This window comes from Undibacterium sp. GrIS 1.8 (assembly GCF_040544445.1).
Lineage (GTDB): Bacteria > Pseudomonadota > Gammaproteobacteria > Burkholderiales > Burkholderiaceae_D > Undibacterium.
In genome coordinates, this window is record NZ_JBEONQ010000012.1 from 39,082 (window position 1) to 52,528 (window position 13,447).

At 48.1% G+C, this 13,447-nt stretch carries 9 protein-coding genes; 2 read left to right on the forward strand and 7 right to left on the reverse strand.

Going from position 1 to position 13,447, the window contains the following annotated elements:
* Positions 1-4 precede the first annotated feature (4 nt).
* Positions 5-817 carry an NUDIX domain-containing protein gene (locus AAKU64_RS07600; RefSeq protein ID WP_354331683.1) on the reverse strand — a complete coding sequence of 271 codons (813 nt, stop codon included), beginning with the start codon at positions 815-817 and terminating at the stop codon, positions 5-7.
* A 117-nt stretch (positions 818-934) separates the two neighbouring features.
* Here AAKU64_RS07600 and AAKU64_RS07605 point away from each other — a divergent pair, with 117 nt between their 5' ends.
* Both AAKU64_RS07605 and AAKU64_RS07610 read left to right on the forward strand, forming a co-directional pair.
* The gene (locus tag AAKU64_RS07605) at positions 935-1,837 is read left to right on the forward strand and encodes a TIGR01777 family oxidoreductase (protein WP_354331681.1); all 903 of its coding nucleotides are present in this window, start codon (positions 935-937) and stop codon (positions 1,835-1,837) included.
* Positions 1,838-1,885: 48 nt separating this feature from the next.
* On the forward strand, positions 1,886-2,581 hold the full coding sequence (locus tag AAKU64_RS07610) for a tRNA-uridine aminocarboxypropyltransferase (protein WP_354331679.1): 696 nt from the start codon (positions 1,886-1,888) through the stop codon (positions 2,579-2,581).
* 9 nt (positions 2,582-2,590) lie between these two features.
* On the opposite strand, the gene AAKU64_RS07615 is transcribed toward AAKU64_RS07610, so the two are convergent.
* The 6 genes from AAKU64_RS07615 to AAKU64_RS07640 form a co-directional block, all read right to left on the reverse strand.
* The gene (locus AAKU64_RS07615) at positions 2,591-4,510 is read right to left on the reverse strand and encodes a diguanylate cyclase domain-containing protein (protein WP_354361958.1); all 1,920 of its coding nucleotides are present in this window, start codon (positions 4,508-4,510) and stop codon (positions 2,591-2,593) included.
* A 570-nt stretch (positions 4,511-5,080) separates the two neighbouring features.
* Positions 5,081-7,315: a carotenoid biosynthesis protein gene (locus AAKU64_RS07620; RefSeq protein WP_354331676.1), complete on the reverse strand. Its 2,235-nt coding sequence runs from the start codon at positions 7,313-7,315 to the stop codon at positions 5,081-5,083.
* A 548-nt stretch (positions 7,316-7,863) separates the two neighbouring features.
* On the reverse strand, positions 7,864-9,513 hold the full coding sequence (gene groL / locus AAKU64_RS07625; protein ID WP_354331674.1) for a chaperonin GroEL: 1,650 nt from the start codon (positions 9,511-9,513) through the stop codon (positions 7,864-7,866).
* Positions 9,514-9,596: 83 nt separating this feature from the next.
* Positions 9,597-9,887, reverse strand: coding sequence for a co-chaperone GroES (groES, locus tag AAKU64_RS07630; RefSeq protein ID WP_322119693.1), 291 nt, complete (start codon positions 9,885-9,887; stop codon positions 9,597-9,599).
* Positions 9,888-10,331: 444 nt separating this feature from the next.
* Positions 10,332-12,596, reverse strand: a complete 2,265-nt coding sequence (locus AAKU64_RS07635; RefSeq protein WP_354331672.1) for a xanthine dehydrogenase family protein molybdopterin-binding subunit — start codon at positions 12,594-12,596, stop codon at positions 10,332-10,334.
* 14 nt (positions 12,597-12,610) lie between these two features.
* On the reverse strand, positions 12,611-13,069 hold the full coding sequence (locus AAKU64_RS07640; protein ID WP_354331670.1) for a (2Fe-2S)-binding protein: 459 nt from the start codon (positions 13,067-13,069) through the stop codon (positions 12,611-12,613).
* Between the last annotated feature and the right edge of the window lie 378 nt (positions 13,070-13,447).

Consider the following 13,447-nt stretch of genomic DNA (forward strand, 5'->3'; position numbering starts at 1 on the left):
GTAACTAATGAATAGGCGAGTGGAATTGTAACCAACCATTAATCGCCAGCCAAGTCATCACATGCGCTTTGCCGCTGGTTACCCACGAGGGATCTTTTAGTAAGTCCGGTAGTTCATGCCATCCTACGCGTAGCAGATTGCCTTCCCAATTTTCTTGCAGTTGTTGCAGCGCTTGCGCACTGACGCTTATGCCGATGGCGGCGCATTGGACGAAGCCTGTGGTTTTTTCTTTGACTAGCGATAGCGGGCGCGATGAAGGCCAAGCTTGTTGTAGCTGTTGTAGTGGAATGGTGATTCCGGTTTCTTCTTTTATTTCTCTTTGTATTGTCGCCAGCAGGCTTGCTTGTCCGTTGCTCCGGTCTTGTCCGGGGTGGAATGCGCCGCCGATGATGTGCAGGCAGTTTGCGTGGGTGGCGACATCGGCTGCTCTGCGTTGCAGAATGATTTCTTGCGTGTCTTCGCAAATCAATACTGCGCTGGCGCTGAGGATGGCGGGTCGCTGTCCCTCGGCGCGTAAGGCACACAGTTCGGAGAACTGAATTTCTTGTACTTGTAGTCGTCTGGGGTTTGCTGATGATGGTGCGTTTTGAGCTTGTTCATCTAACCCTGATACGACGATGACATGGGGATCATCTGGTTTGCCTGACTGATGTAGTTGCCTTGCGAATTGATGCGCTTGATGTTGTTGCTGCTCCGTGAGTATTACTTTGCAGATGATTTCAATTGTTGGCTCTGCTTCTAAAAAAGCGATCAGTTCCAGTTGATCCCGGAACTCGTGGCGTAGCCGCTGCTGTAATACTAAAAGAGGGTGTGACATAGTCGTGGCAAAGAGAGTGGGGCGGTGTTTTCTGACGGGTCTTAGGCGAGTCTTATAGTAAGTCTTATAGCGAGTCTTATGGCAATATAGGCAGATTCACTAGAAGAGGCAATCACGATGCGTATTTTGATCACGGGTGGTACCGGTGTAATCGGGCAGCGCTTATGCCCAGCGTTGTTGGCAGCGGGGCATGAGTTGACTGTATTAAGCCGCAGCCCAGCAAAGGTGCAGCGTTTGTGCGGTGCTGCGGTAAAGCCGATGGCGTCTTTGCAGGAGTGGTTGCCAGCGGTCCATTTTGATGTTGTCATCAATCTTGCCGGCGAGCCTATTATTGATGCGCGCTGGACCGAAAAACGTAAGCAGTTATTGTTAGATAGCCGGGTCGCATTGACCCGCGAGTTGATCGCTTGCATGCAGTTTGCTGCACAAAAGCCAGCACTGTTTTTAAGCGGATCAGCGATTGGTTATTACGGCGATACGGGTGATCGCATCATTGATGAAACTGCAGAGCTCGCTCAAGATTTTGGTGCCCAGCTGTGCAGTGCATGGGAGCATGAAGCCAATCAAGCCAGTGCGATGGGGATTAAAACGATACTTTTGCGTACCGGTCTGGTGTTCGACGCACGCGGCGGCATGCTGCAAAAAATGCTGCTGCCGTTTAAGCTGGGTTTAGCGACACGATTAGGGCAGGGGCAGCAATGGATGAGCTGGATACATATCGCCGATTACGTCGATGCTGTTTTGTTTTTGCTGGCCCATCCTGATGCTGAGGGCGCGTTTAATATGGTGGCTCCGAATGCAGTGAGGAATGCCGAATTTACACAAACGTTCGCCAGCGTATTGCATCGTCCGGCAATCTTTGCTGCGCCTGCATGGTTGCTCAATACCGCCATGGGTGAGATGTCCTTGCTGCTGTTGGGTGGTCAGCATGTCGTGCCAAAAAAGTTGCAAGCACTTGGGTTTGCGTTTAACTATCCAAGCTTAGATCATGCATTACAAGCCTTGGTGACTGAGGGTTGAGCGGTAAAAAAGTGTATTTGAAAATAGTCAAAATTTGATAAAAATAAAATGAATGCAGCGACTAAATCTTGTACGGGGTTAAGTACCCAGCAGGGTACAACCCAGACTGCAAAGCGTAGCAGTTGTACGCGTTGTCTGCGTCCGCAAAGCACTTGTATTTGCCATTGGATTGTCGCTATTAATCCCCAAGTTGAGATCGTGATTTTGCAGCATCCGCTAGAAGTACAAAATGCAAAAGGTAGCGCACGCTTGCTACATTTAAGTTTGACCGGAAGTCAAATTTGTATCGGTGAGAAATTTGAAGAATCTTTGCTTAAATCCTTACTGGATGTACCCGGAAAAAATAGCATATTGCTGTACCCGGAAACGCCGCAAGATCAGGGAATAGGTGTGATGCCTGCGCCTGTTTTTGATGTTAGATTATTGGCGCAGCCTGACAAAATACGTTTGATCGTGCTGGATGGCACCTGGCGTAAAAGTCGAAAAATGTTGTACCTTAATCCGCTGCTGCAAACATTGCCTCGTCTGCCTTTGCGGGACACGGCAACGTCGTTATACCGGATTCGCAAAGCACATAAGCCGGATCAGCTTTCTAGTTTGGAAGCGACTTGTTATGCATTGATGATGTTGGAGAATACATCGGAAAAGTACCAGCCTTTGCTGGATGCATTTGATGGATTTGTAGGGCAGCAAGAAGCGCTTAAGACATCGCACTATTCTGCTTCCGATGCTGTTTTGATTTAAGTTTTTTAGCTAATTTAATCCCTCTGACGCCTCACCTCTGCGCACACAATGTTTGCCGCCTTGCTTGCCTGCATACATCGCGGCATCGGCACGTTTGAGTAAGCTGATCGGATCGTGCCCATCTTGTGGTGCCAGCGCGTAGCCTATGGTTAAGCCGACGCTGCAAGTTTGCTCACTTAAGACAAACGGGCTGTCAAAAGCATCCAGCAATTTAAGTCCCAGATCGTTTGCTTGCTGTACGTTATTGAGCCCACTCGACATGACCACAAATTCATCCCCACCGAGTCGTGAAACAAGATCTGAGGTGCGCAAATTAGCTTGCAAGCGTTTGGCGACAGCGATTAGTAGTTCATCGCCAATGTCGTGACCGTATTGATCATTGACTTGTTTAAAGCCATCCAGATCGAGCATATATACGGCGAGAATTTTTTCTGCGGATGCTTGTGGCAATAGGTTGCCTAGGCTGGTATTTAAGCCACGTCGGTTAGGTAGTCCTGTTAATGGATCGGTATGTGCTAACGAATGCATGGTGTCACGTTCTTTACTCACGTTTTGGGCTTCCATATGGATCGCTTTGGTACGTAAGCCAAGTACGCGCATAAAAATCAGCATGTCAAAAGTTGCGCCAAACTGGAATGAGTGCATGGTCCAAAAATTAGCCGGAATTTGTCCTTGAATAACCCCGATGAGGATCGCGGTGGTGATGAAATAAACCGCCCAGCCGCTTAAGAAATACATCCCCACTTTATCGCCTCTGCGGGCACGGGTGATTGCGCCCGGTATGCCAAGTACAGCGGGCGCTAAGCCCAAAGTGCTGATGATGGCTGTGACCGTGTAAATATTGATCAGATCAAACGTGTAAAGCACGGCAAAAAAGACGGTCAGGCACGCGCCTGTTTTCATTAAAAAACCAAAGTGCCGATAGCGATCTTTACTCTGTAACGCCTGCTCGATAAATAGAAACGATCCACAGGCAGCGATCAATGCAGATAGGCCGCCTGCATGGAGTTCCATCCAGACATTGTCGGTCCAAACGTACTGCGCGCCCACACCAAATTGCAGTAATGAAAATAGTAAGCTGCCGGAGATCAGCAGAGCGTATTTAATAAACAGATATTCGCGCAGACTAAACCATTGAGCAACGCTATAGAGCAAAAGACAAAGTGCGATACCAGTCAAAATGCCTTGCAGCATTTGCTCGTCCATTGCGCGTGCATGGAAGGTGGAGGGCTTGCTCAGGGTGATCGGCAAGATCATCGGACCTATCGTTTCTACCCGCATAAACATCACGTAGTCCAAGCCTGGTTTTAGCCGTAAACCGGAGGCGTGAGAGCGGCTGGTGATCGGGCGTTGGGAATAGGGTTGCATATTTCCTAGCAGCCGATGTTGCACCATATCTTGGCCTTGCATCAGATAGACATCAATTTTGTTTAGGACTGGATAGTCAATGTCTAAAGCCCATAAGCCATCACCATTGGCGGCAACAGTTAAGGGCAGGCGTAACCAAACTACATCTTTGCGCAAGCCTAGGGTATCCGTTGCTGTCAGAGGGATGGTAAATTGATTGCTGAGCGCGATGGCGTCATTCAGACTTAGTTTGCCGCTGGCATCTGGCAAGAAGGTGATTGCAGACCAGGCATGGATCAGCGGAGTGCTATCGGTTAACAGCAGCGGTGCTGTTTGCTGGGTTGTTTGGTGATTGCTAATGGCTTTTCTGAGTTTGCCTGGGGCACTGGCCGGACTCTGAGCAAACGCGGAATTTGTGGCGCCTGCTGAACTTATATTGGCATTATCACCAACATAGCCCAAGCTGAGTGCAGCAAGCAAAATGAATAAAATACAGTGACGCAGCACCTGAAATTGGTGCATTGAAGGATGCCGGTATTTAGGCAATAAGGACTTAGCAAATCTATGCAATTTACTTGTCATGAGTTGCAGATGGATGTGGCAAAAAAGCCAGTGAGAATAAGTACGTCAGTTCAGCGGAAAACCAAGTTAAGAGTATCGTGTCGCTGAGGTTTTTCTGTCAAGCAGCATTTTTGCCAAAATCGCAGCGAATATTGTCGTGTTAACCACTCGTCATCCCCCAAAGCCTTGTCGATAAAATAAGTTCATTCTGTCGCTTGTAGATGTTTTGGGATGAACTAAAATCGCTTCCACAACTCTGTTAAGGATGACGCAACGGATCTTGATGCAGGCTGCGGACTATATAGATACTTTGGGTGAGTATATTTATATTGTCCATATAATCATTGGACTATAAGGTATTTTTCATAAAAAATCGTGGGAGTATATGAGTAATTGCTACTGTTGGCATATGAGAATGGGCGAAATCTAGCTACTTGATTTCGCCCATCTCGCCCTGGCTTGCATTGCTCTGCATTCCCTTTTTTTACCCTCTTCGTGTCTCCCTGGGATTGCCTCTCTGTTTATGCAAAGCCTGACTTAACTTGCTGTGGAAGAGGGCTGATCTTCTGCCTTAGTATCTACCTTAGTGTCTTACTTAGTTGCAGGTTTACTCAAACGCGCTTCTAAAGCGTTCATCCATGCAGGTGCTTTGGGGTCGGTTTGCCAGTCTGCCATCGTTGAATTTACCGAATATAAAAGATGCTCAGGCAGTTTTAAAGGCCGAGTCTGATCCATCAGAATCTTGCTCATCAATTGCTTACCCAGCAGGCGAGTAATCAAGCGTGAGATTGAGAACTCTGGCAATAACAGCCGCACCACGGTATCGGTCATCCTGATCAGTAACATACCCAAACTAAACACCATGCGCGACAGCAAAGACACCCGGCCATCAATACCAATATCTTTTGCTGTTCTGGTGCCGCATAAATAACGTGTCATTAATACAGGAAAAGGTTTAATCAAGCGGATAGGTATGATTGCTTCCATCGTATTCATCAATGCCATACCAAGGCCGGGGCGAGGATCGGGATCAATTGGATCTGCGCGACCACGGGCTTGCATCTGATTGAACAGGGCTTCTGCTTGTTCCATAGTCTCAGCCATTAATTCGCGTCGAATCCCTAAAATGTGGCCTACCACATTCCATGTATGCAAATAGGCCAGCTCGTCTTCTTGAACTAATCCTAAGCCCAGTGTGCGCAGACTACGCAAAAATACATAACCAAAGGTGAGCAGGGTATAAGCCAGCTCTTCCTGATTACAAGGCAGACCGTCTTCGCCTAACTTCCAGCCGTGTGAGAACAGTGCCTGGTACATATTGTTGGAGGTCTCTGGCAATGCGCCCGCGGCTAGTGGCGGTATGACGCCGGCATCATTTTGATTTTGATGATTACCCAACGCCAGCACCAGATCGGCAGGATTGCCATGCAAAATCAAGTTACGTATGGTGGCGTGAATCAGGCGTACTTTAAGGATCTGTGCGACGCCGCTGCCGTCTGGTTTGGTCAACCCACCCGCCAACATGACAGGGAAGATCATCGCCGCAGTGGAGCGTACCCGGTACTCAGTGTGTTTCTCTAATTGTCCTGCAATATGCAATACCGCCGACAGGTCGGGTATGACATAGCATTGCGGCAGGCTAGAGCAAAAAAGCAAAGAGCACGACAACATGCCGTAGTCGATAAACAAGGTCTCGGCACGATGTATTTGCGCCAGATCTGCCCATGGCGGTAGCGCACGCCCTTCGTGCAGATAGCTTTGTAAGTTGGCGCTGATATCGGCTGGCGTGGCTGGGTTGGCAGGTGTCCAGTGATAGATGGCGGCGTTGGATTGCCATTGCTCAAATTGTTGATTGATGATGCCGATTTTTTGCCAGTGCATGGCATGTACTCGCAAAAAATCGATTCCTGTGGCCGCATCCCAAGGGCCGAGAATCGCGGCAATGGTATTGTCTGCCAAGGGGTCCGCCTGATATTGGGCTTGGTCTAATTCGGCATCGCTGACTTTACTTTCTGACGGCGGCACTGGTTCTATCGTCCACTGCCACCAGCCAGCAAAGGCGCACAGCAAAGGTATGCCCATCACAAATACGGTCATGCTACGGATTTCTACAGGGTAGCCTAGCAATAACTGGAAGATCATCCCACTGGCGTATAAACCCATCGGCAACAGTGCCTCTTGTTTGCTAAACGCCACACCGGGTTTTTTAATCGCATCCCGAGTGGAAAGGCGGAAGGTCAGTAAAATCATCGACGACACAAAGACCCAGCCAAAAAATCCCTGAATAGTTTCGCCAAACCACCAGCCATCAGTTTTGGTCATGATCCAGGCTTTGAGTACGAATACCATATACGGGTCTGCGCCCAGATCAAATGCAGTCACCAGCATCGCTGCTAAAAACGACATGAACAATATATTGCCGGACGCGGAGGAAGTGTCCAGCGGCGTGCGCCAGACAATCAAGTTGCTGATCACATAGCAAGAGTAGGTCAGCGCAAACCACATTAGCGGGATCACCATCGGCACATCACCTAAGCGCCAGCCCAGCACCTCGGTGTAGGTGTAGCTACCAAAAAACCAGCCATGTGATGCTCCCATTTGCTCGGCAAACCAGCCAAAACTCAGGGCAATCGCGACAAACTTGAGTGCTGCTTTGCCACCAAGCAAATGGATGGCATTGGCCCAACACATTGCAAACATGAGAACAGAGCTACAAACAATCGCAATCGTAGTGTCGTTGTGGGTGCGTAAAGCGGTAGCAATTAAAAAACCTGCGAATAGAAAGTAACTAATAGCGGGTAGACGTGCTGACAGTGATTTCATCATGGCTCTATGGTCTTGTAAGTCGTTATTGAAATAATGTCCGGACTTGCAGCAAACTGCTTTTGCGTCACTCGGTTAGCAACTTTGCTTAAGCCCTACATCTGAACACGGATGAGAATGCATTAGAGAAATCTTGCGTTGTACAAGTATAAATTTCTCTGTTAAGAATATTACTCTAAGAACATTATTTATTTTCAACAGATTGACGTTGTATTTACACAGATGCGTTGTCTTGCCTGAATAGTTTTATCCTCTTTCGATTTGCCCGGCACGGCATGGAATAACCGAAAATAAATATACTCCCCATTAAATTATAAAAAATATACTTATTGTCCAATGATTATATGGACGATTTAAATATACATACTATGAGTATATTCATTCTTGGTTTGCAGCCGTATGATTTCATGCTATCCCCTAACTCTGTACACAGTTAATCTTACAAAATAAAAAAGCTCCACAGTTTTCACTGTGAAGCTTTTTTGCTTAGCTTTTGCTTACCTAATGTGGCGTATTGCACGCCACGTTCAGCGAAGTTATTCCTTGCGGAATTACATCATGCCGTCCATACCGCCCATGCCGCCCATACCACCCATGCCGCCGCTCATACCACCAGATTTGTCATCTGGTAATTCGGCAACCAAAGCATCAGTTGTCAAGATCAAGCCAGCGACAGACGCTGCATTTTGCAAAGCAGAGCGTGTTACTTTTGCTGGGTCCAGAATACCCATTTCGATCATGTCGCCATAAGTATCGTTAGCAGCGTTGAAACCGAAGTTACCTGTGCCGTTAATGATGGCGTTGACAACAACGCTTGGCTCGCCACCGGCGTTAGCAACGATTTCACGCAATGGCGCTTCGATCGCTTTCAACACCAGTTTGATACCGGCTTCTTGATCTGGATTGTCACCTTTGATGACGCCAGCAGCTTGACGTGCGCGCAACAGAGCAACACCACCGCCAGGAACAACGCCTTCTTCTACCGCAGCGCGAGTCGCGTGCAGAGCATCTTCAACGCGGGCTTTTTTCTCTTTCATTTCAACTTCAGTTGCAGCACCAACCTTGATCACAGCAACGCCGCCTGCCAACTTGGCAACGCGTTCTTGCAGTTTTTCACGGTCGTAGTCAGAAGTTGCTTCTTCGATTTGCGCGCGGATTTGTTTAACGCGTGCTTCGATACCAACAGCTTGACCAGCACCATCAATCACTGTCGTGTTTTCTTTACCGATTTCGATACGTTTAGCTTGACCCAGATCAGCCAAAGTCGCTTTTTCTAATGTCAGACCAACTTCTTCAGCAATTACTTGGCCGCCAGTCAGGATAGCGATATCTTCCAACATCGCTTTACGACGATCACCAAAACCAGGCGCCTTAACAGCGGCTGTTTTCAGAATGCCACGGATGTTGTTGACAACCAGAGTGGCCAATGCTTCGCCATCGACATCTTCTGCGATGATCAGCAATGGACGACCTGATTTAGCGACTTGTTCCAAGATTGGGAGCAAATCACGGATGTTCGAGATTTTTTTGTCGAACAACAGGATGAACGGATTTTCCAGAATCACGGATTGTTTTTCCGGGTTGTTGATGAAGTACGGTGACAGGTAGCCACGGTCAAACTGCATACCTTCAACGATGTCCAGCTCATTGTCTAAAGATTTACCATCTTCAACAGTGATTACGCCTTCTTTGCCGACTTTGTCCATTGCTTTTGCAATGATGTCGCCGATGTTTGCATCGGAGTTAGCAGAGATAGAACCAACTTGAGCGATCTCTTTGTTGGTTGTAGTTGGCTTGGACAACACTTTGATTTCAGCAACGATGGCTGTAACCGCTTTGTCGATACCGCGCTTCAGATCAGTTGGGTTGAAACCAGCAGCAACGTATTTGAAACCTTCGCGAACAATCGCTTGTGCCAATACAGTTGCTGTTGTTGTACCGTCACCAGCGTTGTCAGAAGTGCGTGAAGCAACTTCTTTCACGAGCTGCGCGCCCATGTTTTCTAATCTGTCTTTGAGTTCGATTTCTTTAGCGACTGAAACACCATCTTTAGTCACTGTAGGTGCGCCGAAAGAGCGTTCCAGGACAACGTTACGACCTTTAGGGCCCAGTGTTACTTTAACTGCGTTAGCAAGGATGTTAACGCCATTAACGATCTTAGCGCGTGCATCATCGCCGAAAATTACTTGTTTAGCTGCCATGTTAAATCTCCAGAATCTTGAATGGAATATTGTTTTCAGTCTGCATTACAGAGTAAATAACAGACTGAATTACAAAAAATGAATTACTTCTGAACGACTGCGAAAACGTCTTCTTCGCGCATTACCAGAACTTCATTGCCGTCAACTTTGACTGCTTGACCAGAATATTTGCCAAACAGGACGCGGTCGCCCACTTTGACTTCTAATGGACGTACTTTGCCGTCGTCGAGTTGTTTGCCGTTACCAACCGCCAAAACTTCACCTTGATCTGGTTTTTCAGCCGCCGCGTCAGGCAATACGATGCCAGATGCTGTTTTTGTTTCTTGATCCAGACGCTTGACGATAATGCGGTCGTGCAGGGGACGAAGGTTCATACAAACTCCTTGTGATTAGCTAAAAATAGCAATGGTTTTACAAAATAATGTAAGACACTGTGCTGCGATGCTCTGCAACGTTACCGGTGTCTCACGGACAAAGATGATATTTAAATAATGGTTGCTACAAAAATAAGTACAGGTCAGAGATTGTTAGCACTCTCTCCCGACGAGTGCTAATTATATGGGCGGAAGACGCCTATTTCAAGGCTGATTGAAGTGAAATATTAAAAATACTTTAATAATCAGATGCTTATCGATGATGAAGTTATGTTGAATTTTTTTTAATTTTGATTTGGAATCAAAAAGTCATCAAAAATATCCGTTTAGCACGACTCTACATGGTGCAAAAAGAAAATCGACAACGATGAAAAAAATCGGGATAGCGAATCTATTCGATTACGCTACCCCGATTATATTTATGCCGTGATTACCGCAGGATGATTACGCTAGTTTGAACGGCAATTCGCGTAAGCGTTTGCCAGTCGCTTTAGCAATCGCATTTGCAAAAGCCGGCGCCAGCGGAGGTAATCCAGGTTCGCCCATACCGGTCGGTGCATCCGCACTTGGTACGATATGCACGCTGACTTTTGGCATTTCTGTAATTCGTGGCACGACATAATCACCGAAATTACTTTGTTCCACCACGCCATCTTTTAGAGTGATCGCCGCACCCGGTAAGCACATCGATAAACCCATCAACGCACCGCCCTGGACTTGAGCTTCGATACTCTTAGGATTAACGGCAAGATTGCAATGGATGCCTGCTGTGACGTTATGCAGTGTCGGTGTGCCATCTTTGACCGAGGCTTCTACGACATAAGCCACGACCGTCTGGAAGGATTCATGCACTGCAACGCCCCACGCATGACCTTTGGCTAAGGTCTTTTTACCATAGCCGGACTGAGCGACGGCTAATTGTAAGGCGGCTTTATGACGCGGATGCTGATCGCCGATCAGGCTTAAACGATAAGCGACCGGATCTTGCTTGGTCATTGTTGCAATCTCGTCGAGCAAGGTTTCCATCACGAAAGCGGTATGAGTAGAGCCGACGCTGCGCCACCACAATACCGGCACATTGACTTTGGGATGATGTACTGACAGACGCATAGGAATTTCGTATGGCTCTTTCATCCCTTCCAGTGCGGTGGAGTCAATCCCGTCTTTAACCATCATGGCTTCAAACGGTGTGCCAGCCAGAATCGATTGTCCTACGACCACATGATCCCAACCGGCGATTTTTCCCTTGGCATCAAAACCGATTTGTGCCCGATGCACATGCATAGGCCGGTAGTAACCGCCTTTGACATCATCTTCACGACTCCACAACGTGCGAACCGGCGCGGTCAATCCTGCGGTCTTGGCGGCTTTGGCAACAGTGCATGCTTCTGCCACAAAATCGCTGGTCGGCACTGCCCGGCGACCAAATCCACCGCCTGCCATTTGCGTGTTGACCTTGACGTTTTGCGGTGGGATTCCCAATACTTTTGACGCTGCAAGACCGTCTATGCCTGGCATTTGTGTTCCTACCCATAGTTCTACTTTGTCACCATTGATCGCCACGGTGCAATTGAGTGGCTCCATCGGCGTATGCGCTAAAAATGGGAAGACGAATTCAGCATCGATCTTCATTGGTGCTGCCGCCATGCTTGAAATATCGTCGTTAAATTTCAGCTTACCAGTTTGTTTCGACAGCTCTTTGTAGCTCACTAATAATTGCGCACTATCTGCTTTTTCAACAGCCGAGTTATCCCATTGGATTTTGAGTGCGTCACGGGCTTGCTTGGCAGACCAGTAGCCATCGGCAATCACGGCAATACCCTCTCCACCACGATCAACCGGGATGCGGATAACGGCCTTCACGCCGCGCATTGCTTTGGCGGCTGTGTCGTCTACGCTGGCAATTTTTGCACCGAATACCGGAGGGCGGGCAACGACCGCTGTCAACATGCCAGGCAGATGGGTATCGATCCCGTATTGTTGCGAGCCAGTCGATTTTGCTCTGGCATCAAGGCGCCCGGTAGGTTTACCGATCAGACGGAAATTCTTCGGATCTTTGAGCGTCACTTTTTCTGGTACCGGCTGGCTCATCGCTGCTTCTGCCAGTTCACCGTAACTTAACTTTTTACCGCCCGGGCCGATCACGACACCATTTTGTGTTTTTAAACTGCTGGCATCTACATTCCATTGCTTCGCTGCTGCAGCGACCAGCATGGCGCGTGTACGCGCGCCTAGTTCGCGATACTGTGTGTACGAATTTTTGATCGAACTGGAACCGCCCGTTAAATGAATTCCAAACACAGGATCAACATAGGCAGGGTTGCTGTCACCATGCACACTCTTGACTTTGCTCCAGTCGGCATCCAGCTCTTCTGCCAGTATCAGCGGTAAACCAGTCTGCACACCTTGTCCAAAATCGAGCCGGTTGATGGTGATCGTGGTCGTACCATCTTTATCAATCCGGACAAACGCCGCTGGTTGTTCGATTGCTTTCAGTCCGCCGGCTTTCGCTGTAACCGAATCTTGACTGTTTTGTGCGTTGCCGATGAGCGGATATACGCCGAGAGCAAAACCGCTGATGGTCGCAACTTTTAAAAAACGGCGACGTGGCAGGTCAGCTTGTGCGCTGACAGCATTGTTTGCGCCGGACTCTTGCTCGAACATGGCTTGCAATTGTTTTGGTAATTCATTACTGATATCAAAATGCATGATCGTCTCCTGGTTCAGGCAAGGTGGGTGGCTGCATCATGGATTGCAGCGCGGATACGGACATAGGTTCCACAACGGCAGATATTGCCCGCCATTGCGGCATCAATATCGGCATCGCTCGGTTTTTTATTCGACTTCAGAAGCGCTGTCGCGCTCATGATCTGTCCGCTTTGGCAGTAGCCGCACTGCGCGACGTCATGCTTCACCCAGGCGTCTTGCACTACCTTGCCAACTTTGTCGCCGGACATGCCTTCGATCGTCGTGATCTTTTGTCCTGCCACTGCAGAAATCGGCGTGACGCAAGAACGCGTAGCTTGCCCGTTGATATGCACGGTGCAGGCGCCGCACAAAGCCTGACCGCAGCCAAACTTGGTGCCAGTCAGACCCAGCGAATCGCGTAAGGCCCACAACACTGGCGTACTGGGATCGGCATCGAGAGTATGTTCTTTGTTATTGATATTGAGAGAGGTCATGGCTTGCTTCTCCATTAGGTTGATATCGGGGGAGTTGTACTGAGGCGACAGATAAAAGGCACGCTGACAAGTACAAAAGGCTGGCTACGTCGTTGATGAATCAACGCTTATTTTGAGCTAGTTTGGGAATCTTTGCTGATGATATTAAGAAAGTTGATACTTTGTGACTTACGGACTTGCCTTCGTGCTGATCTGACCCAAAAACGTTCCTGCTAATTTGTAACAAATGAAGACTTCCGTAAGCAGGCTTGACGAGTTTTATCGCGTATTTGTTATTTCTTCTTTACATAATCAAGCAATCACCGATGAGAGTGCATTTGCGCTTGTCTAGCAGTTACTAAAAACGGTGTGACATCTACTTACAAAGTGCGAATAGGC

Excerpts from the sequence above, each read along its gene's own strand:
- AAKU64_RS07620 (WP_354331676.1), bottom strand. The coding sequence starts at position 7,315 with ATGATGAAATCACTGTCAGCACGTCTACCCGCTATTAGTTACTTTCTA.
- groL (WP_354331674.1), bottom strand. The coding sequence starts at position 9,513 with ATGGCAGCTAAACAAGTAATTTTCGGCGATGATGCACGCGCTAAGATC.
- AAKU64_RS07640 (WP_354331670.1), bottom strand. The coding sequence starts at position 13,069 with ATGACCTCTCTCAATATCAATAACAAAGAACATACTCTCGATGCCGAT.
- AAKU64_RS07600 (WP_354331683.1), bottom strand. The coding sequence starts at position 817 with ATGTCACACCCTCTTTTAGTATTACAGCAGCGGCTACGCCACGAGTTC.
- AAKU64_RS07605 (WP_354331681.1), top strand. The coding sequence starts at position 935 with ATGCGTATTTTGATCACGGGTGGTACCGGTGTAATCGGGCAGCGCTTA.
- groES (WP_322119693.1), bottom strand. The coding sequence starts at position 9,887 with ATGAACCTTCGTCCCCTGCACGACCGCATTATCGTCAAGCGTCTGGAT.
- AAKU64_RS07615 (WP_354361958.1), bottom strand. The coding sequence starts at position 4,510 with ATGACAAGTAAATTGCATAGATTTGCTAAGTCCTTATTGCCTAAATAC.
- AAKU64_RS07610 (WP_354331679.1), top strand. The coding sequence starts at position 1,886 with ATGAATGCAGCGACTAAATCTTGTACGGGGTTAAGTACCCAGCAGGGT.
- AAKU64_RS07635 (WP_354331672.1), bottom strand. The coding sequence starts at position 12,596 with ATGCATTTTGATATCAGTAATGAATTACCAAAACAATTGCAAGCCATG.